The 25,622-nt window shown below is 68.1% G+C and carries 24 protein-coding genes; 12 read left to right on the top strand and 12 right to left on the bottom strand.

Going from position 1 to position 25,622, the window contains the following annotated elements:
- Positions 1-40 precede the first annotated feature (40 nt).
- The 5 genes from rfbB to AC06FA_RS13180 all read left to right on the top strand — a co-directional run bounded on the left by rfbB (position 41) and on the right by AC06FA_RS13180 (position 5,079).
- Positions 41-1,096: a dTDP-glucose 4,6-dehydratase gene (gene rfbB / locus AC06FA_RS13200; RefSeq protein WP_478068703.1), complete on the top strand. Its 1,056-nt coding sequence runs from the start codon at positions 41-43 to the stop codon at positions 1,094-1,096.
- Positions 1,097-1,110: 14 nt separating this feature from the next.
- Complete coding sequence (gene rfbA / locus AC06FA_RS13195) at positions 1,111-1,998, top strand: glucose-1-phosphate thymidylyltransferase RfbA (RefSeq protein WP_478068702.1); 888 nt, start codon at positions 1,111-1,113, stop codon at positions 1,996-1,998.
- Positions 1,995-2,552, top strand: a complete 558-nt coding sequence (rfbC, locus tag AC06FA_RS13190; RefSeq protein WP_478068701.1) for a dTDP-4-dehydrorhamnose 3,5-epimerase — start codon at positions 1,995-1,997, stop codon at positions 2,550-2,552. Before rfbA ends, rfbC begins: the two co-directional genes overlap by 4 nt.
- Complete coding sequence (gene rfbD, locus AC06FA_RS13185) at positions 2,549-3,439, top strand: dTDP-4-dehydrorhamnose reductase (protein ID WP_478068700.1); 891 nt, start codon at positions 2,549-2,551, stop codon at positions 3,437-3,439. The genes rfbC and rfbD overlap by 4 nt, the downstream gene beginning before the upstream one ends.
- A gap of 230 nt (positions 3,440-3,669) precedes the next feature.
- Positions 3,670-5,079: a hypothetical protein gene (locus AC06FA_RS13180; RefSeq protein WP_478068699.1), complete on the top strand. Its 1,410-nt coding sequence runs from the start codon at positions 3,670-3,672 to the stop codon at positions 5,077-5,079.
- 5 nt (positions 5,080-5,084) lie between these two features.
- Here the strand turns inward: AC06FA_RS13180 and AC06FA_RS13175 are convergent, their stop codons facing one another.
- The 3 genes from AC06FA_RS13175 to AC06FA_RS13165 all read right to left on the bottom strand — a co-directional run bounded on the left by AC06FA_RS13175 (position 5,085) and on the right by AC06FA_RS13165 (position 11,265).
- Positions 5,085-6,488: a mannose-1-phosphate guanylyltransferase/mannose-6-phosphate isomerase gene (locus AC06FA_RS13175; protein ID WP_478068698.1), complete on the bottom strand. Its 1,404-nt coding sequence runs from the start codon at positions 6,486-6,488 to the stop codon at positions 5,085-5,087.
- Between the two features lie 13 nt (positions 6,489-6,501).
- On the bottom strand, positions 6,502-7,848 hold the full coding sequence (locus AC06FA_RS13170) for a phosphohexomutase domain-containing protein (RefSeq protein ID WP_478068697.1): 1,347 nt from the start codon (positions 7,846-7,848) through the stop codon (positions 6,502-6,504).
- A 96-nt stretch (positions 7,849-7,944) separates the two neighbouring features.
- Positions 7,945-11,265, bottom strand: coding sequence for a DEAD/DEAH box helicase (locus AC06FA_RS13165; RefSeq protein WP_478068696.1), 3,321 nt, complete (start codon positions 11,263-11,265; stop codon positions 7,945-7,947).
- A gap of 162 nt (positions 11,266-11,427) precedes the next feature.
- Here AC06FA_RS13165 and AC06FA_RS13160 point away from each other — a divergent pair, with 162 nt between their 5' ends.
- The 3 genes from AC06FA_RS13160 to AC06FA_RS13150 are packed head-to-tail and all read left to right on the top strand — an operon-like array spanning position 11,428 to position 13,422.
- Positions 11,428-12,159, top strand: coding sequence for a CoA transferase subunit A (locus AC06FA_RS13160; RefSeq protein ID WP_478068695.1), 732 nt, complete (start codon positions 11,428-11,430; stop codon positions 12,157-12,159).
- 1 nt (position 12,160) lies between these two features.
- Positions 12,161-12,793: a CoA transferase subunit B gene (locus tag AC06FA_RS13155; protein ID WP_478068694.1), complete on the top strand. Its 633-nt coding sequence runs from the start codon at positions 12,161-12,163 to the stop codon at positions 12,791-12,793.
- A gap of 47 nt (positions 12,794-12,840) precedes the next feature.
- Entirely contained in the window at positions 12,841-13,422 is a 582-nt protein-coding gene (locus tag AC06FA_RS13150; protein ID WP_478068693.1) for an alpha-ketoglutarate-dependent dioxygenase AlkB family protein, read from the top strand.
- A gap of 67 nt (positions 13,423-13,489) precedes the next feature.
- Here AC06FA_RS13150 and AC06FA_RS13145 read toward each other — a convergent pair whose 3' ends face one another.
- The 5 genes from AC06FA_RS13145 to AC06FA_RS13125 form a co-directional block, all read right to left on the bottom strand.
- The gene (locus AC06FA_RS13145) at positions 13,490-14,452 is read right to left on the bottom strand and encodes a glycosyltransferase family 2 protein (protein WP_478068692.1); all 963 of its coding nucleotides are present in this window, start codon (positions 14,450-14,452) and stop codon (positions 13,490-13,492) included.
- 101 nt (positions 14,453-14,553) lie between these two features.
- Positions 14,554-15,195, bottom strand: coding sequence for an ABC-type transport auxiliary lipoprotein family protein (locus AC06FA_RS13140; RefSeq protein ID WP_478068691.1), 642 nt, complete (start codon positions 15,193-15,195; stop codon positions 14,554-14,556).
- The gene (locus AC06FA_RS13135) at positions 15,192-16,118 is read right to left on the bottom strand and encodes an MlaD family protein (protein ID WP_108752114.1); all 927 of its coding nucleotides are present in this window, start codon (positions 16,116-16,118) and stop codon (positions 15,192-15,194) included. The genes AC06FA_RS13140 and AC06FA_RS13135 overlap by 4 nt, the downstream gene beginning before the upstream one ends.
- Positions 16,119-16,121: 3 nt before the next feature.
- Positions 16,122-16,949: an ABC transporter ATP-binding protein gene (locus AC06FA_RS13130; protein ID WP_478068690.1), complete on the bottom strand. Its 828-nt coding sequence runs from the start codon at positions 16,947-16,949 to the stop codon at positions 16,122-16,124.
- Between the two features lies 1 nt (position 16,950).
- Positions 16,951-18,072: an MlaE family ABC transporter permease gene (locus AC06FA_RS13125; RefSeq protein ID WP_199912402.1), complete on the bottom strand. Its 1,122-nt coding sequence runs from the start codon at positions 18,070-18,072 to the stop codon at positions 16,951-16,953.
- 92 nt (positions 18,073-18,164) lie between these two features.
- On the opposite strand from AC06FA_RS13125, the gene AC06FA_RS13120 reads away from it, so the two are divergent.
- A complete protein-coding gene (locus AC06FA_RS13120) occupies positions 18,165-19,424 on the top strand; it encodes a threonine/serine exporter family protein (RefSeq protein ID WP_478068689.1) in 1,260 nt (419 codons plus the stop codon).
- 94 nt (positions 19,425-19,518) lie between these two features.
- Here the strand turns inward: AC06FA_RS13120 and AC06FA_RS13115 are convergent, their stop codons facing one another.
- From AC06FA_RS13115 to AC06FA_RS13105, 3 genes are all read right to left on the bottom strand, one after another.
- Positions 19,519-19,899, bottom strand: a complete 381-nt coding sequence (locus AC06FA_RS13115) for an H-NS histone family protein (RefSeq protein ID WP_312707789.1) — start codon at positions 19,897-19,899, stop codon at positions 19,519-19,521.
- Positions 19,900-20,097: 198 nt separating this feature from the next.
- Positions 20,098-21,789, bottom strand: a complete 1,692-nt coding sequence (locus AC06FA_RS13110; RefSeq protein ID WP_478068688.1) for a proline--tRNA ligase — start codon at positions 21,787-21,789, stop codon at positions 20,098-20,100.
- Between the two features lie 584 nt (positions 21,790-22,373).
- Entirely contained in the window at positions 22,374-22,751 is a 378-nt protein-coding gene (locus AC06FA_RS13105; RefSeq protein WP_478068687.1) for a DUF4124 domain-containing protein, read from the bottom strand.
- Between the two features lie 80 nt (positions 22,752-22,831).
- On the opposite strand from AC06FA_RS13105, the gene pssA reads away from it, so the two are divergent.
- Genes pssA through rimI form a run of 3 tightly spaced genes read left to right on the top strand, consistent with a single transcriptional unit; the run spans position 22,832 to position 24,608 of the window.
- Positions 22,832-23,608 carry a CDP-diacylglycerol--serine O-phosphatidyltransferase gene (gene pssA, locus AC06FA_RS13100; protein WP_312709911.1) on the top strand — a complete coding sequence of 259 codons (777 nt, stop codon included), beginning with the start codon at positions 22,832-22,834 and terminating at the stop codon, positions 23,606-23,608.
- Complete coding sequence (locus tag AC06FA_RS13095; protein ID WP_478068686.1) at positions 23,605-24,114, top strand: hypothetical protein; 510 nt, start codon at positions 23,605-23,607, stop codon at positions 24,112-24,114. Before pssA ends, AC06FA_RS13095 begins: the two co-directional genes overlap by 4 nt.
- Complete coding sequence (rimI, locus tag AC06FA_RS13090) at positions 24,111-24,608, top strand: ribosomal protein S18-alanine N-acetyltransferase (protein WP_478068685.1); 498 nt, start codon at positions 24,111-24,113, stop codon at positions 24,606-24,608. The genes AC06FA_RS13095 and rimI overlap by 4 nt, the downstream gene beginning before the upstream one ends.
- Before the next feature lie 66 nt (positions 24,609-24,674).
- Here the strand turns inward: rimI and AC06FA_RS13085 are convergent, their stop codons facing one another.
- Positions 24,675-25,496 (bottom strand): EamA family transporter, encoded by an 822-nt coding sequence (locus AC06FA_RS13085; RefSeq protein WP_478068684.1) that lies wholly within the window; start codon positions 25,494-25,496, stop codon positions 24,675-24,677.
- Positions 25,497-25,622 lie beyond the last annotated feature (126 nt).

The following is a 25,622-nucleotide window of genomic DNA, read 5'->3' as shown; positions in this document are numbered from 1 at the left end:
TGGCGCTCCCAGGACGAAATTCAGAACAGGAGAACAGGTAGTGCCCACTTGGCTTGTCACCGGCGGCGCCGGATTCATTGGCGGTAACTTCGTTCTCGAAGCCGTCGCCCGCGGCATCAAGGTCGTGAACCTGGATGTGCTTACCTACGCCGGCAACCTGAAGACCCTGTCCAGCCTGGACGGCAACCCGAACCACGTCTTCGTGCAGGGCGACATCGGCGACCGTGCCCTGGTGGCGCGCCTGCTGGCCGAACACCAGCCCGATGCGGTGCTGAACTTCGCCGCCGAAAGCCACGTGGACCGTTCCATCGATGGCCCGGGCGCGTTCATCCAGACCAATGTGGTGGGCACCCTGGGCCTGCTGGAAGCGGTGCGCGACCACTGGAAGGGCCTGCCGGCCGAGCAGGGTGCGGCGTTCCGCTTCCTGCACGTGTCCACCGACGAGGTGTACGGCACCCTGGGCGAGACCGGCAAGTTCAGCGAAACCACCCCGTACGCGCCCAATTCGCCGTACTCGGCGTCCAAGGCGGCGTCGGACCACCTGGTGCGCGCGTTCCACCACACCTACGGGCTGCCGGTGCTGACCACCAACTGCTCGAACAACTACGGCCCGTACCACTTCCCGGAAAAGCTCATTCCGCTGGTGATCGCCAAGGCACTGGCCGGTGAGCCGCTGCCGGTCTACGGCGACGGCAAGCAGGTGCGTGACTGGCTGTTCGTGAGCGATCACTGCGAAGCGATCCGCACCGTGCTGGCCAAGGGCCAGGTGGGCGAGACCTACAACGTGGGCGGCAACTCGGAAAAGCAGAACATCGAAGTGGTGCACGCCATCTGTGCCCTGCTCGATGCGCGCCGTCCGCGCGAGGATGGCCAGCCGCGCAGCAGCCAGATCACCTACGTGACCGACCGCCCCGGCCATGACCGCCGCTACGCGATCGATGCGTCCAAGCTGAAGAACGACCTGGGCTGGGAGCCGGCCTACACCTTCGAACAGGGCATCGCCTTCACCGTTGACTGGTACCTGGACAACCAGCACTGGGTGAACGGCGTGCTCGATGGCAGCTACCGCCTGCAGCGCATCGGCACTTCGGCCTGAACCCGGGAGACGACATGACCCAACGCAAAGGCATCATCCTGGCTGGCGGTTCCGGTACGCGGCTGTACCCGATCACCAAGGGCGTCAGCAAGCAGCTGCTGCCGGTGTACGACAAGCCGATGATCTATTACCCGCTGAGCGTGCTGATGCTGGCGGGCATCCGTGAAGTGCTGATCATCAACACGCCGCACGAACAGGTGCTGTTCCAGCAGTTGCTGGGCGACGGTTCGCAGTGGGGCATGGATATCCAGTACGCCGTGCAGCCCAGCCCCGATGGGCTGGCCCAGGCGTACCTGATCGGCCGCGACTTCCTGGACGGCAAGCCGAGCTGCCTGGTGCTGGGCGACAACATCTTCCACGGCCATGGCCTGCGCGAGGTGCTCAAGCGCGCCGATGAGCGCGTGGACGGCGCCACCGTGTTCGGTTACTGGGTGAACGACCCGGAACGCTACGGCGTGGCCGAGTTCGACAAGAGCGGCAAGGTGATCGATCTGGTGGAAAAGCCGGAGCACCCGCGTTCCAACTACGCGGTGACCGGCCTGTACTTCTACGACGGCCGTGCCAGTGACTACGCGGCCGAACTGAAGCCTTCGCCGCGTGGCGAGCTGGAGATCACCGATCTCAACAAGCGTTACCTGGCCGAGGGCAACCTGCACCTGGAAGCGCTGGGCCGCGGCTATGCCTGGCTCGATACCGGCACCCACCAGTCGCTGCTGGAAGCGTCCAACTTCATCGAGACCATCCAGACCCGGCAGGGCCTGCAGGTCTGCTGCCCCGAGGAAATCGCCTTCGGCAAGGGTTGGATCAGCGCCGAGCAGCTGGAAGCGCTGGCCGCACCGCTGATCAAGAATGGCTACGGCCAGTACCTGCACAAGCTCGCATTGCGTGGAGTTGTTCCGTGAAAGTGATTGAAACCAAGTTGCCCGGCTGCGTGGTGATCGAGCCGGCGGTGTTCGGCGATGCCCGCGGCTATTTCTTCGAAACCTGGAATGCCGAGCGCTTCGCCGCGCAGGGTCTGCCCGACCGCTTCGTGCAGAGCAACGTGTCCACCTCGGCCAAGGGCGTGCTGCGTGGCCTGCATTACCAGTGGCCGCGCCCGCAGGGCAAGCTGGTCAGCGTGCTGGAAGGCGAGGTGTATGACGTGGCCGTGGATATCCGCCGCGGCTCGCCGACCTTCGGCCAGTGGGAAGCGGTGGTGCTGAGTGCGGAAAACAAGAAGCAGTTCTGGATTCCCGAAGGCTTCGCGCACGGCTTTGCGGTGCTGTCCGAGCGTGCGGTGTTCAGCTATCTGTGCACCGAGGTCTACCTGAAGGACTTCGATGCCGGCGTGCGCTGGAACGATGCCGATATCGCCGTGGACTGGCCGATCAGTGCGCCGACGCTGTCGGCCAAGGACGAAAACGCGCCGTTCCTGAAGGACATCGCCGAAGACCGCCTGCCGGTCTACACCCCATGACGGTGCTGGTGTTCGGCGGCAACGGCCAGGTCGGCCAGGAGCTGCTGCGCGCGCTGGCGCCGCTGGGCACGGTGGTGGCGACCACGCGCAGTGGCCAGCTGCCCGATGGCAGCGCCTGCGAAGTGGCCGACTTCGGCCAGCCCGACAGCCTGCCGGCGCTGCTGGACCGGCTGCAGCCGTCGCGGGTGGTGAATGCCGCGGCGTATACGGCGGTGGATCGTGCCGAGCAGGACGCAGACGCGGCCTTCGCCGCCAATGCGCAGGCACCGGGCGTGATCGCGCGCTGGTGCGCGGCCCATGGCGTGCCCTTCGTGCATTACTCCACCGATTACGTGTTTGACGGGCAGGGCACGGCGCCCTACCGGGAAGACGAACCGACCGCACCGCTGGGCGTGTATGGCACCAGCAAGCGCGACGGCGAAGACGCCGTGCGTGCCGCGGGCGGTCGCCACCTGATCTTCCGCACGGCATGGGTGTATGCCTCGCATGGTGCGAACTTCCTGCGCACCATGCTGCGGGTGGGCGCCGAGCGCGATCAGTTGCGGGTGGTGGCCGACCAGATCGGCACGCCGACCCCGGCCGCGCTGATTGCCGATGTGACCGCGCAGGCGCTGCAGCATCCGGGCCAGCTGTCCGGCACCTGGCATCTGACCGCCAGCGGCCAGACCAGCTGGCACGGCTTTGCCGAGGCGATTTTTGCCGAAGCACTGGCGCGTGGCGTGCTGGCGAAGGTGCCGACGGTCGAGGCGATCACCAGTGCCGAATACCCGACACCGGCCCAGCGCCCGGCCTGGTCGGTGCTGGACAACCGCAAGCTGCAGCAGGATTTCGGCATCGTGCTGCCGGCGTGGCAGGACGGATTGCAGCGGGTGATGGCCGCGCTCTGAGCGGCGCGGTTGCGTGACTCGTGTTGGGACAGACGCCCGGCTTCGGCCGGGCGTCTGCGTTGTGGCGCGGCGCGGCGGCCGGTGCGCGTTGGTCGCGACAGGTAGCAGCCGCATCTGACCCGTTCCCGGCGCCGGCGTACACGGGCCACGGTGTTCTGCACTACCATGCCCGGCTGGATCTACGTCAGTTGCGGACCGCGCGTGCCGCATGCCCTCGTAAGGACACGACCATGTATCAAGCCGATTCTCTGCCCCGCGCCGTGCGCGGACCCTCGCCCGTACTGCTGGCGGTGGCTGTCGCCGTGCTGGCCCTGCTGGCCCGCCTGTTGTACGTGCAGTACTTCAGCACCCCGATGCCCTACTGGGACCAGTGGGATGGCGAATGGGCGACGGCGCTGAAGCCATGGATGGAGGGCACCCTGCAGTGGCAGACGCTGCTGGCGCCCCACAACGAGCACCGCATCCTGCCCACCCGGCTGCTGGCCCTGCTGTCCTACGCGGTTACAGGCCAGTGGAACAACCTGTACGAGGCGCGGATCGGCGCGCTGCTGTTCTGCCTGGTTCCCGGTCTGCTGGTGTGGCACGCGCTGCGCGATGCGGGGGCAGCGGCGGGACGTGCGTGGCTGTTGCCGTTGGCGGTGTTGCTGTCGGTCCTGCCGTTCGCCTGGGAGAACTTCCTGGTCGGCTTCCAGACGCAGTTCTATGTGCTGGTGCTGTCCAGCATCGTGTCCATCGCACTGGTGGCCAGGCACCACCAGCGTATTCCGGCGCTGCTGGCGGCCATTGCCTTGAGCGCGTTCGCTACCACCATCATGGCGTCCGGCATGTTGACCGCCGTCGCTACGGCCGCCGCGTGTGTGCTGGCCTGCGTGTGCCTTCCCGGCCGGCGCGGCCCTGCGTTGGCGGCCGCAGCGGTGCTGGCGGTCATGGCGGTGGCGGCTTATGCCTGGATTCCGGTGATCGAGGCCAACGCGGGCCTGCGCGCGCAGGGCGCTGGCGAATTCCTGTATGCCGCCTCGCGCACGCTGGCCTGGCCCATGCGCTCGGGCGGCTTTGCACTGGTCATCTGGCTGCCGGCGGCGGTGATGATTACCCGCATGCTGATCCGCCGGCAGGCCTCGCCCGCCGATCTGGTGATGGCCGGCCTGTGCATCTGGTCGGCCCTGCAGGCGCTGGCCATCGCCTACGGGCGCGGGCATGGCCTGCGCTCGCCCATGCCGCGCTACATGGACCTGTTCGTGCCTGGGTTGTTCGCCAATGCATGGTTCGCGATCCAGCTGTGGGGCCTGCGGCCCGCCGCGTCGCGGCTGCGTACCGCCGGCCGTGCGCTGGCGGTGCTGTTCGCGGTGCTGGTCGCCTACCCCCTGCTGGGGCGGATCGGCAAGGATGTGGAGAACATGCGTGAGTTCGCTGCGGCCACGCGGGTGCAGCAGCACAACGTGCAGCGCTACCTGGCCACGGGTGAGCCCGGCATGCTGCAGGTCGGGGAGTTCGAACTGCCGTATCCCGACCCGGCCCGCCTGAAGGTGTATCTGGATGATCCGGCCCTGCGCCGGGCGCTGCCGCTGCTGCGGGAGATGGATCCGGCGGCCCCGCAGGGCGCCGGATCGCGCCAGGGCCCTGCCGAAGCAGGGCCCTGACCGGGTCAGCTGCGCCCGTAGGTGTCTTCGAAGCGGACGATATCGTCTTCGCCGAGGTAGCTGCCCGACTGCACTTCGATCAGTTCCAGCGGCAGCTTGCCCGGGTTGCGCAGGCGGTGGGTCACGCCCAGCGGGATGTAGGTGCTCTGGTTCTCGCTGAGCAGGATCACCTCATCACCGCGGGTCACCTCGGCGGTGCCGCTGACCACGATCCAGTGCTCGGCACGGTGGTGGTGCATCTGCAGGCTGAGGGTGCCACCGGGCTTGACGGTGATGCGCTTGACCTGGAAACGGTCGCCGTTGTCGATCGAATCGTAGGCGCCCCACGGGCGGTAGACCTTGCGGTGCCAGGTGGCTTCGCTGCGGCCGCCGGCCTTCAGCTGGGCCACCACGGTCTTGACCTCCTGCATGCGGTCGCCCTTGCCGACCAGCACCGCATCGTCGGTCTCGACCACGATCACGTCATCCAGGCCGACCATGGCCACCAGGCGCTGGCCGTAGGCATAGGTGTTGCGGCAGTCGATGGCGATCACATCGCCCTGGTGGGCGTTGCCGTCACCGTCCTGATGGGACACATCGCGCAGCGCGGTCCATGAACCCACGTCGTTCCAGCCGGCATCCAGCGGCACCACCACGGCATCGGCGGTCTTTTCCATCACCGCGTAGTCGATCGAATCCGACGGCACGGCGGCGAAGGCATCCTTGTCCAGGCGGGTGAAGTCGGCATCGCGGCGCGCCTGCTGCCAGGCCGTGCGGCTGCCGGCCAGCATCTGCGGCTGGAAGCGTTCCAGTTCCTGCAGGTAGCGCGAGGCCTTGAACAGGAACATGCCGCTGTTCCAGTAGTACTGGCCGCTGGCCACGTAGCCGGTGGCGGTGTCCAGGTCGGGCTTTTCAACGAAGCGTTCGACGGCGCGCACGCCCTGGCCCTCGGCGGCCTTGATGTAGCCATAGCCGGTTTCCGGGCCGGTGGGCACGATGCCGAAGGTGACCAGCTTGCCGGCTTCGGCAGCGCCGGCGGCGGCCTGCACGGCTGCGCGGAAGGCCGCCTCGTCGGTGATCACGTGGTCCGACGGCAGCACCAGCAGCAGCGCGTCGGCACCGTCACGGGTGGCTTCCAGCGCGGCCACGGCAATGGCCGGGGCGGTGTTGCGGCCCATCGGTTCGAGGATGATCGCGGCCGGCTCGGCACCGACCTGCTGCAGCTGTTCGGCCGCCACGAAGCGGTGTTCTTCGTTGGCGATCACCAGCGGCCCGCGTGCGGCGATCGGTGCCACGCGCTGCCAGGTGGCCTGCAGCATGGTGTTGTCGCCGGCCAGGGGCAGGAACTGCTTCGGATAGGCTTCGCGCGACAACGGCCACAGGCGCGTGCCGGAACCACCGGACAGGATGACGGGCTGGATGATGCTCATGACCTTCCTTTGATTATTTCTGCAGCAGGGAGGAAATCTCGTCGGTGCGCGCCTGCATCAGCGCAGCGTCGCCGCGGGATTCCACGTTCAGTCGAAGCAGCGGCTCGGTATTGGAGCTGCGCAGGTTGAAGCGCCACGTGCCGAAATCGGCGCTGATGCCATCGGTGTGGTCCAGCGCCGGGTTCTGGTCAGCGTAGTGCGCCATCACCCGGGCCACGGCGGCCTTGGCATCGGCAACCTTGAAGTTGATCTCGCCGCTGCACGGGAAGGCCGCCATGCGGTCTTCCACCCAGTCGGCCAGCGAACGGCCGCTTTCGGACACCAGCTGCGCGATCAGCAGCCACGGAATCATGCCCGAGTCGGCATAGGCGAATTCGCGGAAATAATGGTGGGCGCTCATCTCGCCGCCGTACACGGCGTCTTCGGCGCGCATCTTTTCCTTGATGAAGGCATGGCCGCTCTTGCACAGCACCGGCACGCCACCGGCGGCGGTCACCATTTCCTCGGTGTTCCAGACCAGGCGCGGGTCGTGCACGATCTTGCCGCCGGGGTTGCGTGCCAGGATCGCCTTGGCCAGCAGGCCCACCAGGTAGTAGCCCTCGATGAAGCGGCCGCTGTGGTCGAAGAAGAAGCAGCGGTCGAAATCACCGTCCCAGGCGATACCGAAATCGGCGCCGTGTTCGCGTACCGCTTCGGCCGTGGCCGCGCGGTTTTCCGGCAGCAGCGGGTTGGGAATGCCGTTGGGGAAATTGCCGTCCGGCTCATGGCAGATGCGGATGAATTCGAGCGGCAGGTGCGGCGCCAGCAGGTCGACGATGGCACCGGCGCCGCCGTTGCCGGCGTTGACCACCAGCTTCAGCGGCTTCAGTCGGGAAACGTCCACATAGCTCAGCAGGTGCTGGATGTAGGCGCTCTTGTCATGGTCGGTGTGCTGCGCGGCCTGCGCCGGCACGGGCGCGCTGGTATCGGCGGCCACCGCATCGGAAATCGCGAACAGGCCGGTATCGGAACTGATCGGCCGCGCGTTTTCCTTCACCAGCTTCATGCCGTTGTAATCCATCGGATTATGGCTGGCGGTCACCATCACCCCGCCGGCGGCGCCGCGATGGTCGGTCTGGAAGTAGACCTCTTCGGTACCGCACAGGCCGATGTCGATGATCTCGCGGCCCGCCCCGCGCAGGCCGGCGGCCAGCGCATCCTGCAGGCCGGCGCTGGTCAGCCGCACGTCATGGCCCAGCACCACCGGGCCGGGGGCCAGCTGCGCAGCCAGGGCCGTGCCGATACGGCGGGCCAGGTCTTCGTTCAGCTCTTCCGGTACGCGGCCGCGGATGTCATAAGCCTTGAAGGCGGGCAGGGGCATCGATCGAATCCTTGGTGAGATCAGTCCGCTAGTGTAATCCGAGGCGGGTTTGGGAAATGTTCCCGTGCCGCAACGGCACCTGACCGGGCGATACCGTTACTCCGGGGCCGTGCGGCGGCGGCCGCGGCTACGCTTCTTCGGGGTCACCCCCGGCAGCGGCGCCAGCAGCGCCTCCAGGTCCTCATCGTTGAAGCGCGGTGCGGCCGAATCGGCGCCTTCCAGCAGGGTGTCGGCCAGCGCGGCCTTGCGCTGCTGCAGCTCGGCGATGCGCTCTTCGATGCTGCCGGCGGCAATCAGCCGGTACACGAACACCGGCTGCTGCTGGCCGATGCGGTGCGCCCGGTCGGTGGCCTGGCTCTCCGCGGCGGGGTTCCACCACGGGTCGAAGTGGATGACCGTGTCGGCGGCGGTCAGGTTCAGGCCCACGCCACCGGCCTTCAGGCTGATCAGGAAGATCGGCACCTCGCCCTGCATGAAGCGCTGCACCGGAGTGGCCCGGTCCTGGGTATCGCCGGTCAGTTGCACGTAGCCCAGGCCCAGTTCGTCCAGGGTCTGGCCGATCAGGGCCAGCATGCTGGTGAACTGCGAGAACAGCAGGATGCGCCGGCCCTCTTCGACCATGTCCGGCAGCATGTCGCGCAGCAGCTCCAGCTTGGCCGAAGGGGCCTGCCGGGCCGGGGTTTCACCGGGCAGCAGGCGCGGGTCGCAGCAGACCTGGCGCAGCTTCAGCAGCGCGTCCAGCACCACGATGTGGCTGCGGCCCAGGCCCTGGCTGGCCACCGCCTCGCGCACCTTGGCTTCCATCGATGCACGCACGGTTTCGTACAGATCACGCTGCGCACCTTCCAGCGCCACGCTGCGGGTGATCAGGGTCTTGGCCGGCAGTTCGGTGGCCACCTGGTCCTTGCGACGGCGCAGCATGAACGGGCGCAGGCGCTGCGCCAGCAGGTGCGCGCGCTGCGGGTCGGTGCCGCGCTCGATCGGGTGCCGCCAGTGCTGGTTGAACAGCTTTTCGCTGCCCAGCAGGCCGGGCAGCAGGAAATCGAACTGGGTCCAGAGTTCGCCCAGGTGGTTTTCCAGTGGCGTGCCGGTCAGGCACAGGCGGTGCCGCGCGCGCAGCGTGCGCAGGGTGACCGCGGCGCGCGACTTCGGGTTCTTCACCTGCTGCGCCTCGTCCAGGATCAGCAGGTGGTAATCGTGGGCCTGCAGCGCGGCTTCATCGCGCCACAGCAGCGGGTAGGTGGTCAGCACCAGGTCGTGTTCGCCGATGCGGGCAAAGTCATCGGTGCGGTCGTTGCCGTGCAGCACCAGCACCCGCAGGTCGGGGGTGAAGCGCGCCGCTTCGGTCTGCCAGTTGTGCAGCAGCGAGGTGGGCACCACCACCAGCGCCGGCTGCTGCAGCCGCCCGGCCTCTTTTTCCAGCAGGATGTGGGCCAGCGTCTGCAGGGTCTTGCCCAGGCCCATGTCGTCGGCCAGCACGCCGCCCAGGTCCTGCTGGCGCAGGTACTGCAGCCAGGCCAGGCCTTCGCGCTGGTAGGGGCGCAAGGTCGCGGCCAGGCCGGCCGGCGGCGTTACCTCGCCCAGCGCCGGGGCCTGCATCAGGCGCTGCACCAGCGCACGGGTGTCCTTGCGGCTCTTGAACTGCAGGCGTGCATCGTCCTGCAGCGCACGCAGGCGGCCACGATCGCGCGCGGACAGGCGCAGGGCGCCACCGCGCTGGGTGAACAGGTCGGCCAGCAGCGCGATGACCGGCTTCAACCGGCCGGCGCGCAGCGCAATGCGGGTGTTGTCACCGGCCGACAGCAGGATGTTCTCGTCATCGCCGATGCTGTCGATCTGCCCGCGCAGCCAGCGCGGATCGGTCTGCAGCACCTGCTGCAGCAGCGGGGCCAGCGGCACCCTGCGGTCATCGACCTCGATGTCCAGCGCCAGGTTGAACCAGCCCTCGTCCTTCGGGTCGGCCTGGATATCGAGCTGGATATCGTCCACCCGGGTGATGCGATGGCGGAAATCGTCGGCCGGTTCGATCTTCCAGCCCAGGGCCTCCAGGCGTGGCACTTCGTCCAGCAGGAAATGGGTCCAGTCATGCGTGCGCAGGTCGAACTGCGGGCCGGCGCCGTCCAGCACCGCACGCGGATTCTGGTCGCGGTACAGCTGCACGCTGCGCAGTTCGGTCTCGCGCCGGGCCTCTTCGGCCAGGTCGCGCGGCAGCAGCGCCAGGCGACCGTCGGCATCGTGCGCGAACAGGGTGGGGTCATCGAGGAAGCGCACGTGCTCGTCGTACTCGAACGCCACCGTGGCCACGTCGGCCCATTGCGAGGGCGCGCGGTAGCCCAGCCAGGCGGGCCGGAATTCGACCGTATGCAGGCGCAGCACGGGGGTCATGGCCTGCACCTGCAGCGTCGCCAGCGCAGCGTCACCGCCCGGTCGCGGCAGCGCGGGGTCGATCTGCATCAGCAGTTGGGCCACGATGGGTTCTTCGTTGGGCAGCAGCGGCGGCAGCTCCAGGAATTCGTCGGCGTCGGCCACGGCCACGTCCAGCAGCAGCGGCCCGACCTCGCCGGTGGCCGGGTCCAGGTAGCAGGCCGAATGGCCCAGCACCATGCCCTGCGCACCGCCTTCCACCTCCAGCCACGGCGTGGGCAGGATGGTGCCCTGCTGCGGCAGGGCGCGCCAACCCAGCGTGCCGCGGCGCGGTGCACCGCTGCGTGCGGGCACGCGCTGGCCCGGGCCGTCGCCATGGATCCAGCCATGGCCGCTGGCCACGATCAGCTGCAGGGTCGCGTTGATATCGAACTGACGGCCCTTCATGCGGCCCTGGCGCAGCGCCCACAGCTGCGCCAGCACGGCCACGTCGTCCTGGCTGAGATAGCCGGGCGGCTCCAGCAGCAGTTCGGGGGTGACGTCCAGCAGCTTTTCGAAGGTGAGTGGACCGCCGGCGGCCTGGTGGGTGCGGCGCGGCAGGATCGCGGGCCGGTTCTGGAAGGTGCCCACGTCGAAGGCGATGCCGCGCGGCTGCACGCGCGCCGGCGTGCTGCGCGCCGCCTGCCAGCGCGACAGTTCGTCCAGCAGTTCGGCACGGGGCGGCATGGCCAGGTCCTGCGCGCTCAGCGGTGCCGGGTCCTGCGCCAGCTCGGGTTCCAGCAGCTGGATCACCAGCACCGTGGCCACGTGCTTGCAGTTCTGCCCCACCGGGCAGGTGCACTGGCTGTGCAGGCGGCTGCGCGCGGTGCGCGTGCTGGCCGCCAGGTCGATTTCCACGTGGTAGGGCTGGCGCGCGCTGCCCTGGACCTCGGCCGTCAGCATGTCGCCCTGCAACTGCAGGTCGCGCACGCTGGACAGGTAGTGCGCGGTCTTCTGCAGCGTGCGTTCGTCGATCCAGCGCAGCAGGTCTTCGTCGGTATAGGTCAGGGCCATCGCTACCTGGGGGGCGGCGGCGTGGCGGGGCCACGCTGCGTGGAGGGTGCGGCATTCTACCCAAAGCCCCTGCAACGCCCCGACAATGCTGCGGCGCATCCAGGGCCCGGGCGGGGCTGCGGCTAGAATGCCTTCATTCTTACCGTGCAGGGCAGTACAGCAATGCAGCAATCGACTTCCAGCAGCAAGCGCAGCAAGCGCTTCGCCTCGGCGGCGCAGGCGCTGCAGGGCGTGGTCGCCGATGGCCAGATCCTGGCCGTGGGTGGCTTCGGCCTGTGTGGCATTCCCGAAGCGCTGATCGCGGCGCTGCGCGACAGCGGTGCCAAGGGCCTGACGGTCATTTCCAACAATGCAGGCGTGGATGGCTTCGGCCTGGGCCAGCTGCTGGAAACGCGGCAGATCAAGAAGATGATCTCGTCCTACGTGGGCGAGAACAAGGAATTCGAACGCCAGTTCCTGGCCGGCGAGCTGGAACTGGAATTCAACCCGCAGGGCACCCTGGCCGAGCGCCTGCGTGCCGGCGGTGCGGGCATCCCGGCGTTCTTCACGGCCACCGGCTACGGCACCGTGGTGGCCGAGGGCAAGGAAACCCGTGAATTCGACGGCAAGCACTACGTGATGGAAACCGCGCTGCGCGCCGACGTGGCCCTGGTGAAGGCGTGGAAGGCCGACGAGGCCGGCAACCTGGTGTTCCGCAAGACCGCGCGCAATTTCAACCCGGCCTGCGCGATGGCCGGCAGGGTGTGCATCGTGGAAGTGGAAGAGGTGGTGCCGGTGGGCGCGATCGATCCGGACCAGGTGCACCTGCCGGGCATCTACGTGCACCGCATCGTGCACAACCCGCATCCCGAAAAACGCATTGAACAGCGCACGATCCGCGCGGAGGGCAACTGACATGGCGTGGACCCGTGACGAGATGGCGGCGCGTGCCGCCCGCGAGCTGACCGATGGCGCCTATGTGAACCTGGGCATCGGCCTGCCGACCCTGGTGGCCAACCACATTCCCGAGGGCGTGGACGTGTGGCTGCAGTCGGAAAACGGTCTGCTCGGCATCGGCCCGTTCCCGACCGACAGCGAAGTGGACGCCGACCTGATCAATGCCGGCAAGCAGACCGTGACCGCACGCGCGGGCGCCAGCTACTTCGGCAGCCACGACAGCTTCGCGATGATCCGCGGCGGCCACGTGAACCTGGCCATCCTGGGCGCCATGCAGGTGACCGACAAGGGCGACCTGGCCAACTGGATGGTGCCGGGCAAGATGGTCAAGGGCATGGGCGGGGCGATGGACCTGGTGGCCGGCGTGCAGCGCGTGGTGGTGCTGATGGAGCACACCGCCAAGAACGGCGAGCACAAGATCCTGGCCGAGTGTTCGCTGCCGCTGACCGGGGTGGGCGTGGTCGACCGCATCATCACCGACCTGGCTGTGTTCGACGTGACCGACCGCGGCCTGGTGCTGGTGGAAGCCGCGCCCGGCGTTGGCGATGACGAACTGGAAGAGAAGACCGGCGTGGCGTTCGCCCGCGCCTGATCCATCACCGGGCACCGGCAGCGGTGCCCGGTACCTGCCGGACAACCATGGACCTGCACCTGACCGATGCCCGTGTGCACTGGCACCGCCGCTGGCTTGAGCGCAGCGCGGCCGATGCGCTGTTGCGCACCCTGCGCGCCGAGGTTGCCTGGGAAGTGCACCGCATCCGCATGTTCGGCCGACAGGTCGATTCCCCGCGGTTGAGCTGCTGGATGGGCGATGCCGATGCGCGCTACCGCTATTCCGGGGCCGATTTCGTACCGGCGCCGTGGCATCCGGCGTTGCTGCCGCTGCGCGAGCGCCTGGCGGACTTCTGCGGGGCATCGTTCAACAGTGTGCTGCTGAACCGCTACCGCGATGGCGAAGACGGCATGGGCTGGCACCGTGACAACGAACCCGAACTGGGACCGGCGCCGATGATCGCCTCACTCAGCCTGGGCGCCGAACGCCGTTTCCTGCTGCGCCGCCGTGACGACCACGGCCGCAAGGCGGAAGTTGCGCTGGGGCATGGCGATCTGCTGCTGATGGGCGGCGCCACCCAGACCCATTACCAGCACGCCCTGCCACGTACCACGCGGCCCGTAAGCGAACGCATCAACCTGACCTTCCGCTGGGTGCAGCCGCGCTGAGCGCGTGCCGCCCTGCGCACCGGGTAGCGCCGGGCCATGCCCGGCGAGCGCAGCGGTTACCGTGGGGTCAGGCGCGTACCAGATCGATGCCGGCAGAGAGAACACCACGCCCGAACTGCCGGTAGTTGCCGTTCATCAGCTCGCGCAGGACGGTGGGAATCCGCCGCAGGCGCAACGCCGGCAGCGTGGCCCGCGCGCTGACATGGCGGTGCTTGCGTTCGATCAGCGCGATCATCGGCGGTGGCAGGTGCAGCAGGCGCGCGCGCTGCAGCAGCACCTCGCATTGGCTCTGCTCGGTCTGCAACTGGCGCTGGCGGCGCACCGACCGCGGCGCAGTATCGTTGCCGCCGAGCCCCAGCTGGTTGTTGCCGTGCAGGCGGTAGCCGATGAGCGCGTCGGGCAGGCTGTCGATCTGGCCGCGCATGGCCGCCAGCGTGCCGATCCAGGCGTCATGCACCCAACCGGTAGCGGGCAGCGGCAGCGCATCGGCCAGCACCTGGCGGCGGAAGGCCATGGCCGCACCGGTCATCAGATTGCGCTTCAGCATCAGGCGGAATCCGTCGCCGGCATGCATGCGTGCGCGTTCGGCGGCGGTGTAGTGCAGCGCGTCGAACAACGCGCCCGGCAGCGGTTGTCCGGCGGCGTCGATCAGCTGCGCGTCGCAGTGCAGGGCCAGCAGCGCCGGGCGCGCGGCGAATTCGGCGCAGAAGCGCTGCAGTTTGTCGGCGTGCCAGACGTCGTCGTGGTCGCACAGGAAGATCAGGTCGCCGCTGCAGGCGCGCAACGCGCCGTCGAAGTTGCGGCGGTAGCCCACGTTCTGCGGGTTCACCTGCAGGTCCACCGCGATGCCGGCCGCTTCGGCGCGCGGCACGAAGGCGCGCAGCAGCGCCAGCGTGGCATCGCTGGAGACATCGTCGCGGATCACGATCTGGTCCGGCCGTCGCGTCTGCGCCAGCAGGCTGTCGAGCTGCTCCTGCAGGAATTGTTCGCCGTTGTAGGTACACACGGCGATGGAGACGGTTGGGGACATCGGCGTTGCAGAGGACAGTGTGCGCGGATTATCGCACGCAGCTGCGGGGACTCGGGGTCAGAGCCCTTTCCCTGCGGGAAAGGGATCCGACCCCGGCAACCTCAGCGCTGCAGCGCTTGGCGGTCGTTCTGCCCGCTGGCCAGGGTCCAGCCCACCACGTCCTGCGCCAGCTGCTGCAGGCCGCGTTCGAAGGCGGCGGCCACGGCCGGTACGTCGGTGCTGCCCACCGGCTGCTGCTGGCGGAAGGTGCGGTCGGCCACCACGCGCTGGTCGGCCACGTGGATCAGTTTGGCGTTCAGTTCAATCACCACCGTCGGCGTGGCCTGGCCCTGATAGTCCGATTCGAAGCGGCGCACGTCGGTGGTCAGCTTGTAGTCGGCGCGGATGCCGGCGGCCACGCGGGCCACGCCGGGCAGGCGGCCGGAATCCTCGAAGCCGCGCAGCAGGGTGTCTTCGATCATGTCGGTGGCCGGCTGTGCCCAGCTGGCGCCGCGGTAGATCTCCAGTTCCGACGGCGTGGGGCGCACGTTGATGCGCGGGCTGTCGACCATGCGCGCGGCGCTGGGCTTGGCCAGCACCAGCTGCCAGTCGCCCTGCGGCCAGGCCGGATCGACCTTCACCTGCACCGCAGGCGAGTACAGCGTGACCGGATTCTTGTCGCCGCTGCCGAGGATCGAGCAGCCACCCAGCAGGGCAACCGCCGACGCGGCCAGCAGCAGGCGCGGAAGGGGAATCAGGCTCATTTGGGTTCGAACTCCTTCGGTGCGTCGCGGCCCAGCAGGTAGCGCGCGGGATTGTTTTCCAGGCGGTCGCTGACCCGGCGCAGATCGCGGATCAGCCCGCGCAGTTCGGTCAGGGTCGGGCCCAGCTGGCCCAGCCCATCGTTGGCGAAGCTGTTGATGGCCGCGCGGTTCTCACCCAGGATCGAATCGGCGTTGCCGGCGGCCGAATCCAGCTTGCCCAGGGTGGCATCGAGCTTGTCGATGATGCCCGGCAACTGCTGCACCAGGTTCTTGTCCAGGCGTTCGATGGTGCCGTTGGTGGTCTTCAGCGTGGTGTCCAGGCTGCGTGCGGCATCGCGCGCGCTCAGCAGCAGGGCCTGGGTGCCCTGGTCACGGTCGGCCAGGCCACCGCTGATGGTTTCCAGATTGGCCAGGGTGGCGTTGATCGAGGCCACGTTGCGGTCGCTCAGGATCTGGTCCATGCGTTCGACGATACGGTTGGCCACGTCGGTGATGTTCTGCAGGGCCGAGGGCGTGGTCGGAATGATCGGCGCCGGGTCCTTGTTCACCGTGGTCAGGGTGGGGGCCTGCGGCGTGCCGCCGCTGAGCTGGATGATCGACGGGCCGGTCAGGCTGGTGATGGCCAGCTTGGCGCGGGTATCGGTCTTGACCGGCGTGTTGGAGTTCAGGCGGATGCGGGCGACCACCTGGCGCGGGTCATCGGGCACCAGGTTCAGTTCGGTGATCGACCCCACCGCGATGCCGTTGTACTGCACCGGGCTGCCCACCGACAGGCCGGTGACCGCTTCGCGGAACACCACGCGGTATTCCTGCCAGGTGCGGTCGGAGGAGTACTTGGCGGCCCACAGGCCGAAGGCCAGCAGGGCCAGGCCGGTGATCAGGGTGAACGCGCCGATCAGCACGTAGTTGGCTTTGGTTTCCATGGCTCAGGCACTCTCGATCTGTTCGCCACGCGCGGCGCGCGCGCGGGGTCCGTGGAAGTATTCCTGGATCCACGGATGATCCAGTTTCTCGATGTCAGGCAGCGGCGCGTTGGCGACCACCTTGTGGTCGGCGATCACGGCCACGCGGTCGCAGATGGCGTACAGCGTGTCCAGGTCGTGGGTGATCAGGAACACGGTCAGGCCCAGCGCTTCCTGCAGGGTCTTGATCAGGCGGTCGAACGCGGCCGCACCGATCGGGTCCAGGCCCGCGGTGGGCTCGTCCAGGAACAGCAGCGGCGGGTCCAGCGCCAGCGCCCGCGCCAGGCCGGCGCGCTTGCGCATACCACCGGACAGCTGCGAGGGCAGTTTGTTGATGGCGTCGGCGGGCAGGCCGGCCAGCTTCACTTTCAGCAGCGCGAGTTCGTAATGCCAGCGCTCGGGCAGCTCGCGGTGGTGTTCCTTCAGTGGCACCTGCACGTTCTCGCCCACGCTGAGCGAGGAGAACAGGGCGCCATCCTGGAACAGCACGCCGGTGTTGCGTTCGATGTGCAGGCGGCTTTCCGCATCGTCGGCGCGTGCATCGCGGCCCAGCACCTCGATCTGCCCGGCGTCGGGCACGCGCAGGCCGAGGATCGACCGCATCAGCACCGATTTACCGGTGCCCGAACCGCCCACCACGCCGAGGATCTCGCCGCGGCGCACGTCCAGGTCCAGCCCTTCGTGCACGGTCTGGCTGCCGAAGCGGTTGGTCAGCCCGCGCACGCGGATGGCCAGGTCGTGGCCCTGGTCGTCGTGCATGGGGGTGTCATCGTGGTGATCGTGTGTGCTCATCTCACCAGTCCATATGCATGAACCACAACGCCGCGAAGGCGTCGATGATGATCACCAGCGAGATGGTCTGCACCACGCTGGAGGTGGTGCGCTCGCCCACCGACTGCGCCGTGCCTTCCACCTTCAGGCCTTCCAGGCAGCCGATCAGGCCTATCACCAGGGCAAACACCGGCGCCTTGGAAAGACCGACCAGCATGTGCCGCACTTCCATGGTTTCGTGCATGCGCGCGATGTACATCTGCGGCGGAATATCCAGATCGAACGCACCCACCGTGATGCCACCGGCCAGGCCGGCGGCCATGGCGATGAAGGTCAGCAGCGGCAGCGTCACCAGCAGCGCCAGCAGCCGCGGCAGCACCAGCAGATCGATCGGGTCCAGGCCGAGGGTGCGCATTGCATCGATCTCTTCGCGCGCCTTCATCGCACCGATCTGCGCGGTGAACGCGCTGGCGGTGCGGCCGGCCAGCACGATGGCGGTCAGCAGCACGGCGAACTCGCGCAGGAAGGCGATGTTCACCAGTTCCACCACGTAGATCTCCGCGCCGAAGTCGCGCAGGATGGTGGAGCCGAGGAAGGCGATCACCGCGCCCACCAGGTAGGACAGCAGGGCCACCAGCGGCACCGCATCCAGCCCCACCTGTTCCATCTGGTGCACGGTGGCGGTCAGGCGGAAGCGGCGCGGTTCCTTGAACAGGCGCGCGGCCTTGACCAGGTTTTCGCCCAGGAAGCTGCACAGCGCCTTGATGTTGTGGCCGGTGGTGTGGACGCTGACGCCCAGCCGCTCCAGCGCGGCCAGCACGCCGAAGTCGCGCTTGGGCTTGGGCCGGTCGTCGGCCACTTCCTCGATCGTGCACACCAGCGCCTGGTGGTCGGGGCGGAAGTGCAGGGCGTGTTCGCCCAGGTCGGCACGATGGGCCACCCGCAGCACCTGCAGCACGCCGGCCGAATCCAGCTGCTCGATGGCGGTGGCGTCGATGCCGGTCAGCTTCTCGGGAACGTCGCGCAGCACCTCGGCCGCCGCCAGTGCGGTCTTCAAGGTCCAGTGGCCGGACAGATGGATCAGCCCGGGATCGTGGGCATCCTGTTCCAGCCGGGGGCTGTGGTTCGGGGTCATGGGGGCCATTCGGGTCGCAGCATAACCGTTCTGAATTGCACGTCGCGTCGAACCGGGATGAATTTCTCCTGCCGGGCCCTCCGTAGGTAATACTACGGCGCATGTCCGCCGATGCTCACGCCATCCCCACGCCCCAGGCCACCTATGCACAGCGCGTGGCCTTTGTTTCCGAGATCGCCGGTCGCCTGCACAGCTATGGCACCACCGCCCAGCGCCTGGAAGCGGCCGTGGTGGCGCTGGCACGGCAACTGGACCTGGATTGTGAGCCGTGGTCGAACCCGACCGGCATCATCCTCAGCTTCAGCGACCCGGCACGCGCCATCGGTTCCAGCGACATCACCCGCGTGATCCGCCTGGCGCCGGGCGAAAACGATCTGCACAAGCTGAGCGTGGCCGACCGCATCGCCGAGGAAGTGGCCAACGGGCGCATGAGCCTGGCCCAGGGCCATACCGCGCTGCGCCAGTTGGACAAGGATCCGGGCCGTCGCGGCAAGCTGCGCACCATCCTGTCGTTCAGTCTGGGCGCGGCCGGCGTGGCCGGCATGTGGAAGCTGCCGTGGCTGGATATCGCCACCGCTGGCGTGATCGGCCTGATGATCGGCCTGCTCGGCATGCTCACCGATCGTCGCCCGGCCACCCGCGAAGCCGGCGAAGCGCTGGCCGCGCTGCTGGCCGGCCTGGTCGCCACCCTGGTGGCTGCCTTCGTCGGCGCGCTGAACCTCAACACCGTCATCATCGCCTCGCTGGTGGTGCTGCTGCCCGGCATGTCACTGACCAATGCGGTGAACGAGTTGGCCAGCCAGCACTGGGTCTCGGGCACGGCGCGGTTTGCCGGCGCGCTGACCACCATCATGAAACTGAGCGTGGGCGCGATGATCGCGGTCACTCTGGCCGATGTGCTGGGTCTGGACCCGGTCATCCGTGCCTCGCGTCCGCAGGGGCCGTGGGTGGAGTGGGGTTCGCTGCTGACCGCGGCATTCGCGTTCGCGATGCTGTTCAAGGCCAATCGCCGCGACTACCCGTGGGTGATCGCCGCATCGGTGGCCGGTTATGCCATTTCCAAGTTCGGTGGCCACGCCTGGGGCGCACCGGCAGGCATCTTCCTGTCGGCCATGCTGCTGACGGCCGGCGGCAACCTGTTCGGGCGACTGGTCGGTCGCCCCGGCGCGATCATCCGCCTGCCGGGCATCATCATGATGGTGCCCGGCAGCACCAGCCTGCGCGGCGTGCTGACCCTGGTCCAGCAGCAGGACGTGGGCGCCGGCCAGAGCGTGTTCCTGACCGTGCTGAACGTGGTGATGGCGCTGGTGGCCGGCCTGTTGTTCGGCAACCTGCTGATGCCGGCGCGCAAGACACTGTGATGATGGCGGTGGGTGTGGACCGTTGGTCCGCACGCCGGGCCACAAAAAAACGCCGGCGTTCGCCGGCGTTTTTTCATTCCAGCCTGGGCAGGGCTCAGGCCTTCTTGATCAGGAAATCTTCCGGCTTCTTGTTGCCCTTGGCGGTCAGTTCCGCCATCCAGCGCGGCTGCTTGCCACGGCCGGTCCAGGTTTCCTTCGGGTTGGCCGGGTTGCGGTACTTCGGTGCCACCTTGCCCAGCTTGCGGCCGGCGGTCTTGGCCGGGGCCTTGGCGGCCTTGCGTGCACGCGGTGCCGGGGCAGCAGCGCCACCGAACAGCTCTTCGATGGTGTAACCCTCGGTCTTGGCCAGCTTGCTCAGCTGCGCGCGCACCTTGGTGATCGGGCGGCGCTTGGCGACGATGGTCTGCTGCTTCTTGGCGGTACGGATCAGGGCGCCCAGCTCACGTGCCGACAGGCCGCTCAGGTCGATGCTCATTCAAATACTCCGGGAAATACATTGATGGACAGGGACGAGCCGGTCCATGGCGGTCGCTGGACAGGGTAATGTCGATTTACTGCCAGCACAAACATTTATTGGTTTCTGATATTACGAATTGCGACTGCCGACATATTCAGACGTCGATGCCACCGGTGGACGCAAAAAAAAAGACCGGGGCGGACCCCGGTCTCTTCGTCAGCCCTGCAGTCGCTGCAGCAGGGTGGCCTTGTCCAGGCTCTCGGCCTCGCTGGCCGTGCGTGCGCGGTACTCGTACGTACCGGCGGCCAGGCCGCGTTCGCTTACCACCACGCGGTGCGGCACACCGATCAGTTCCATGTCGGCGAACATCGCGCCCGGGCGCAGGCCGCGGTCGTCCAGCGCGGCGTCCAGGCCGGCCTCGCGCAGCTCCTGCAGCAGCCCGGCGGCCGCTTCGGCCACGCTGGCGTCACCCTTCGGGTTGATCACGCAGACCACCACCTGCCAGGGCGCCATCGCCTCGGGCCAGATGATGCCGGCCTCGTCGTGGTTCTGTTCGATGGCGGCAGCCACCACGCGCGAGATACCAATGCCATAGCAGCCCATGGTCATCACGGCAGCCTTGCCGTTCTCGTCCAGCACGGTGGCCTGCAGCGCTTCGGCGTACTTGCGGCCGAGCTGGAACACGTGGCCGACCTCGATGCCGCGGGCGATCTTCAGCTCGCCGCCGTCGCGGGCACGATCACCGGCACGCACGTTGCGGATATCCACCACTTCCGGTTCCGCCAGGTCGCGGCCCCAGTTCACCCCGGCCAGGTGGAAACCGGCCTCGTTGGCACCGACGACGAAGTCGGCCATGGCCGCCACTTCGCGGTCGGCCAGCACGCGGATCGCCTTGGCCGGGCCAACCGGGCCCAGGAAGCCGGGAACGCTGCCCAGGTGCTCGGCGATTTCTGCTTCGCTGGCAAACCGCTGGTCTTCCAGGCCGGCCACCTTGGCCAGCTTGATCTCATTTACTTCGTGGTCGCCGCGCACCAGCGCCAGCACGAAGCCGGCTTCGGTCATCAGCGCCACCGACTTCACCGTGCGCTGCAGGTCGATGCCCAGCAGCGCGGCCACGTCTTCGCAGGTCTTCTGGGTGGGGGTTTCCACCTTGCGCAGGGTTTCGGTGGCGGCCGCGCGCGGCGCCGGATCGGCGGCAACGGCCGCTTCCATGTTGGCGGCATAATCCGAGCCGGTGGAAAACACCAGCGCGTCCTCGCCGGAATCGGCGATCACGTGGAATTCCTGCGACGCATCGCCGCCGATGGCGCCGGAGTCGGCCTGCACCATGCGGAAATCCAGGCCCAGGCGGGTGAAGATGCGGCTGTAGGCCGTCTTCATGTTTTCGTATTCGCGCACCAGATCTTCATCGTGCAGGTGGAACGAATACGCATCCTTCATCAGGAACTCGCGCGCGCGCATCACGCCGAAACGCGGGCGGATCTCGTCGCGGAACTTGGTCTGGATCTGGTAGAAATTGACCGGCAGCTGCTTGTAGCTGGACAGCTCGCTGCGGGCGAAATCACACGCTGCTTCTTCGGCGGTGGGGCTGTAGCAGAAGGTCTGTTCCTTGCGGTCCTTGATCTTCAGCAGCTGCGGGCCGAACTTTTCCCAGCGCCCGGTCTGTTCCCACAGTTCCTTGGGCTGGATGGTGGGAATCTGGAATTCCACTGCGCCGGCGCGGTCCATTTCCTCGCGCACGATGCGTTCCACCTTGCGCAGCACGCGCAGGCCCAGCGGCGACCAGGTGTACAGGCCCGAGGCGAGCTTGCGGATCATGCCGGCGCGCAGCATCAGCCGGTGGCTGGTCAGCTCGGCGTCGCTGGGGGTTTCCTTGGTGGTATGCAGGTGGAACTGGGAAAGGCGCATCGTCGGCTTCGGGATAACGGCAGAGACGCCTATTCTGCCAGCCCGGCCGGGGGGTGGGGTACTGGCAGGGCTTGCAGCCCTGCACCCGCTGTAGAGTCGAGCCATGCTCGACTGAAGCAACGTCAAAAGCGGGCTATCTGTGGGATGGCGGGGTGGGTCCGGTTGCGGGGGACGGCGCAAGTACGTCCTTGTAGCCTCGGTCGCGCCATCCATGGCGCTCACGCCCCCGCAACCGGACCCACCCCGCCTTCGACAGTTTCCCGCGATCTGCCGGAACGGCATCCCGCTCTGGTAGGTGTCGACCTTGGTCGACACGGCTGAATTCATTCGATTTCTGACAGATGTGTCGACCAAGGTCGACACCTACCAACAGCCGCGTGAACCTGTCAGAGGCGGGGCGGTGTCGGACTGCGGGGTGTCAGCCGCATGGATGCGGCTGCCAAGCCTACAGGGACGTACTTGCGGCGTCCCCGCGGTCCGACACCGCCCCGCCATCCCACGGAAAGCGCGCTGTGGCTGTTGCTTCAGTCGAGCATGGCTCGACTCTACAGCAGGTGCAGGGCTGCAAGCCCTGCAGCCCCCCCTTAACTTTGCGGGGGGCAGTACGCCTTGATGGCCGCTTCGGCCAGGCCCTTCTGCGCGGTGCGCTGTTCCGGGGTCAGCGCGGTGTCGGCCTTGCCATCGCCGTCGGTGTCCTGCATCACCGGGCCGCTGCCTTCCAGCAGGGTCACGTTGGCGCGCGCGGTGCTGCACTGTTCCGGTACCGGGGCGGCTTCGGCGGCCGCGGCCGCCGGGGCCTGCGGGCTGCGTGCCTGCTCGCGGGTTTCGTATTTCGCCCCGGCCGGCGGCGTTTCCGAATACTGGGTCACGCCCTTGGCGTCCTTCCACTTGTAGACCGGGCCAGCCTGCACCGTGGCCGTGGCCAACAGCAGCAGGAAACCAAGGCAGGGCAGGGCACGCATGGCAAACTCCACAGAATGGGCGTAGAACGCCGATTGCAGCATTGCCGCCGACCGCTGGCAAGTCGATTAAACTGGATTCCATGGACCCGATCACACCGCCGCCGCGTTCGCGCACGATTTACCTGCTGCCCAACCTGTTCACCACTGCGGGTCTGTTCTCCGGCTTCTACGCGATCATCGCCGCGGCCAACGACCAGTTCGTCAATGCGGCCATTGCCGTGTTCGTGGCGGCGGTGATGGATGGCCTGGACGGGCGCGTGGCGCGCCTGACCGGTACCAGCAGCGAATTCGGCGTGCAGTACGACTCGCTGGCCGACCTGGTCAGCTTCGGCATGGCCCCGGCGCTGGTCATGTACCACTGGTCGCTGTCCGAACTGAAGCTGGATGGCGAACTGGCCGGCCGCCTCGGCTGGGCCGTGGCCTTCCTGTACGCGGCCTGCGCGGCGCTGCGCCTGGCCCGCTTCAATACCCAGGTGGCCGTGGTCGACAAGCGCTGGTTCGTCGGCCTGGCCAGCCCGGCCGCTGCGGGATTGATGATGTCCTTCGTCTGGGCCTTCGCCGATGGCACCCTGGGCTGGAGCGGCGACCAGCTGCGCTACGTGGCGCTGGCGGTCACCGTGGTGGCGGCCCTGCTGATGGTCAGCCGGGTGCGCTTCTGGAGCTTCAAGGGCGGCGCGGCCAAGGGCACCCGCTCTGACCGCGTGCCGTTCCTGGTGCTGGCGCTGGTGCCCATCGCCATTGCCATTGCTGTGATCGACCTGCCGCGCGTGCTGTTGGCGGTAGGCCTGTTGTACGCGCTGTCCGGCCCGGTGATGTGGGCGGTGCAGCGCCTGCGCAAGAAGCCCGAGGCCGCGTGAGCCAGGACCTGCCCGTGTTGTGGTCACCGGCCCAGCAGGCCTGGCTGCAGGCCATGGGCTACACCGTTTTCCACGACGGCCAGTTGGCCGCCGAGCTGGATGCCGCGCTGCAGTTGAGTGTGGCCGAGGCTGACGCAGCGGCCGCGCCCGCTGCCGAGCCGGCGCGGGCGGCGCCGCGCATGGCGCCTGCCGACAGCGCCGATGTTCCCTTCGAGCCGCGCGAAGCGCGCCCGGCGGCGCCGCGTCGGCCGCCACCGGTGGCAGCACCTGACACGGTGCCGGCCGCGGCGCGGTCCTTGCCGTCCGGCAATGCGCGGCAGCCGGCGGTGCGACTGCCCGACCGTCTGCAGATCGCGCTGCTGCGCGCCTCCGGCTGCAATCCGAATGACCCGGCCACCCAGGCACTGATGGACAGCTGGCCGCTGGATACCCTGCGCCGCGATCCGGCCGCCAAGCGCGCGTTGTGGCCGCAGCTGCGCGCACTGCGCAAGCGGGGCACGCCATGAGTGCGGTCGCCCAGCCAGGGCCGGTCAGCCTGCGCGCACTGCGCGAGAACGACCTGAATGCCGTCATGGCGATCGAACTGCGCGGGTACCCGTATCCGTGGACGCGCGGCATTTTCCTGGATTGCCTGCGTGCCGGGTATCCCGGCCTGGCGATGGAACAGGACGGTCTGCTGATCGGTTACGGCGTGCTCAGCCTGGCCGCCGATGAGGCGCACGTGCTCAACATCTGCATCGATCCGCTGGTGCAGTCGCGCGGTCTGGGCCGGCAGCTGCTGCGTGCCCTGGTCGAGATGGCGCGCAACCGCGGCGCGCAGCGCGTGTTCCTGGAAGTGCGGCCGTCCAATACGCCGGCATTGCGGCTGTACCACAGCGAAGGTTTCAACGAGATTGGCCGGCGCCCGCGCTATTACCCTGCCGCGCAGGGCCGCGAGGATGCGCTGGTGATGGCCATCGAACTGGTCAACGACGACCTGCAGACGATGCCGCCGCTGTAACCGGCATCGCTTGGCCGCTGCGCTCGCCGGGCATGGCCCGGCGCTACCGATACCGATGCGTTGCCGTCACGCCAACCGCAGCGCCAGCACCCCGCCCACGATCAACCCGGCCGCCAGCCAGCGTGCGCGCGGCACGCGTTCGCGCAGCAGGAACACCGAAATCAGCAACGCGAAGACGATGGACGATTCGCGCAGCGCCGACACCATCGCCACCGGCACCTGGGTCATCGCCCACAGCGCCATCGCATAGGACGCGGTGGTGCCCAGGCCCCCGGCCACGCCCAAGGGCCACTGCTGGCGCGCATAGGCCAGTACCGCGCGGCGGCGCGTGTACAGCGCCCACGCCGGCAGGGGGATGCCCGACAGCAGGAACAGCCACAGCGTGTAGGCCAGCGCGCTGCCGGACTGGCGCGCGCCGTGTGCATCGACCAGCGTGTAGGTGGCGATCATCAGCGCCGTCAGCAGGGGCAGCCCGAGCTGGCCGCCGCGCGCACCCAGCGCCATGCACAGGATGCCGGTACTGACCAGCACCACGCCCAGCCACGCCGCCGGCGGCAGGGACTGGCCGAACAGGCTGCCGACCAGCGCGACCAGGATCGGCGCGCAGCCACGCATCAGCGGGTAGGCCAGGCTCATGTCCACCTGCTGGTAGCAGCGTGCCACCAGCGCGTAGTAGATCACCTGCAACACCACCGAGGCGGCCAGCCACGGCCAGCTGTCGGCCGCAGGCAGGGGCAGCCAGGGCAGGGCGGCGGCCGACAGCAGCGCGGCGCTGCCAGTGACCAGCACGGTGCCGAGGAATTTGTCCGGCCCGCGTTTGACGATCGCGTTCCAGCTGGCATGCAGCGCAGCAGCGGCCAGGACCAGCAGGAAGATGGAAAGCGGCATCGCCCGATGATGCCATGCGGTGGCGGGTGCCAACCTTGGTTGGCACATGAGCGGTGGTAGGTGCCAACCTTGGTTGGCACATTGCTCAGTGCGGACCAAGGTCCGCACCTACCAGCACATCGCACC

This window comes from Stenotrophomonas sp. Steno-C17 (assembly GCF_056393165.1).
The sequence above is the reverse complement of the archived record's forward strand: the minus strand, read 5'-3'. Positions and strand labels throughout refer to the sequence as shown.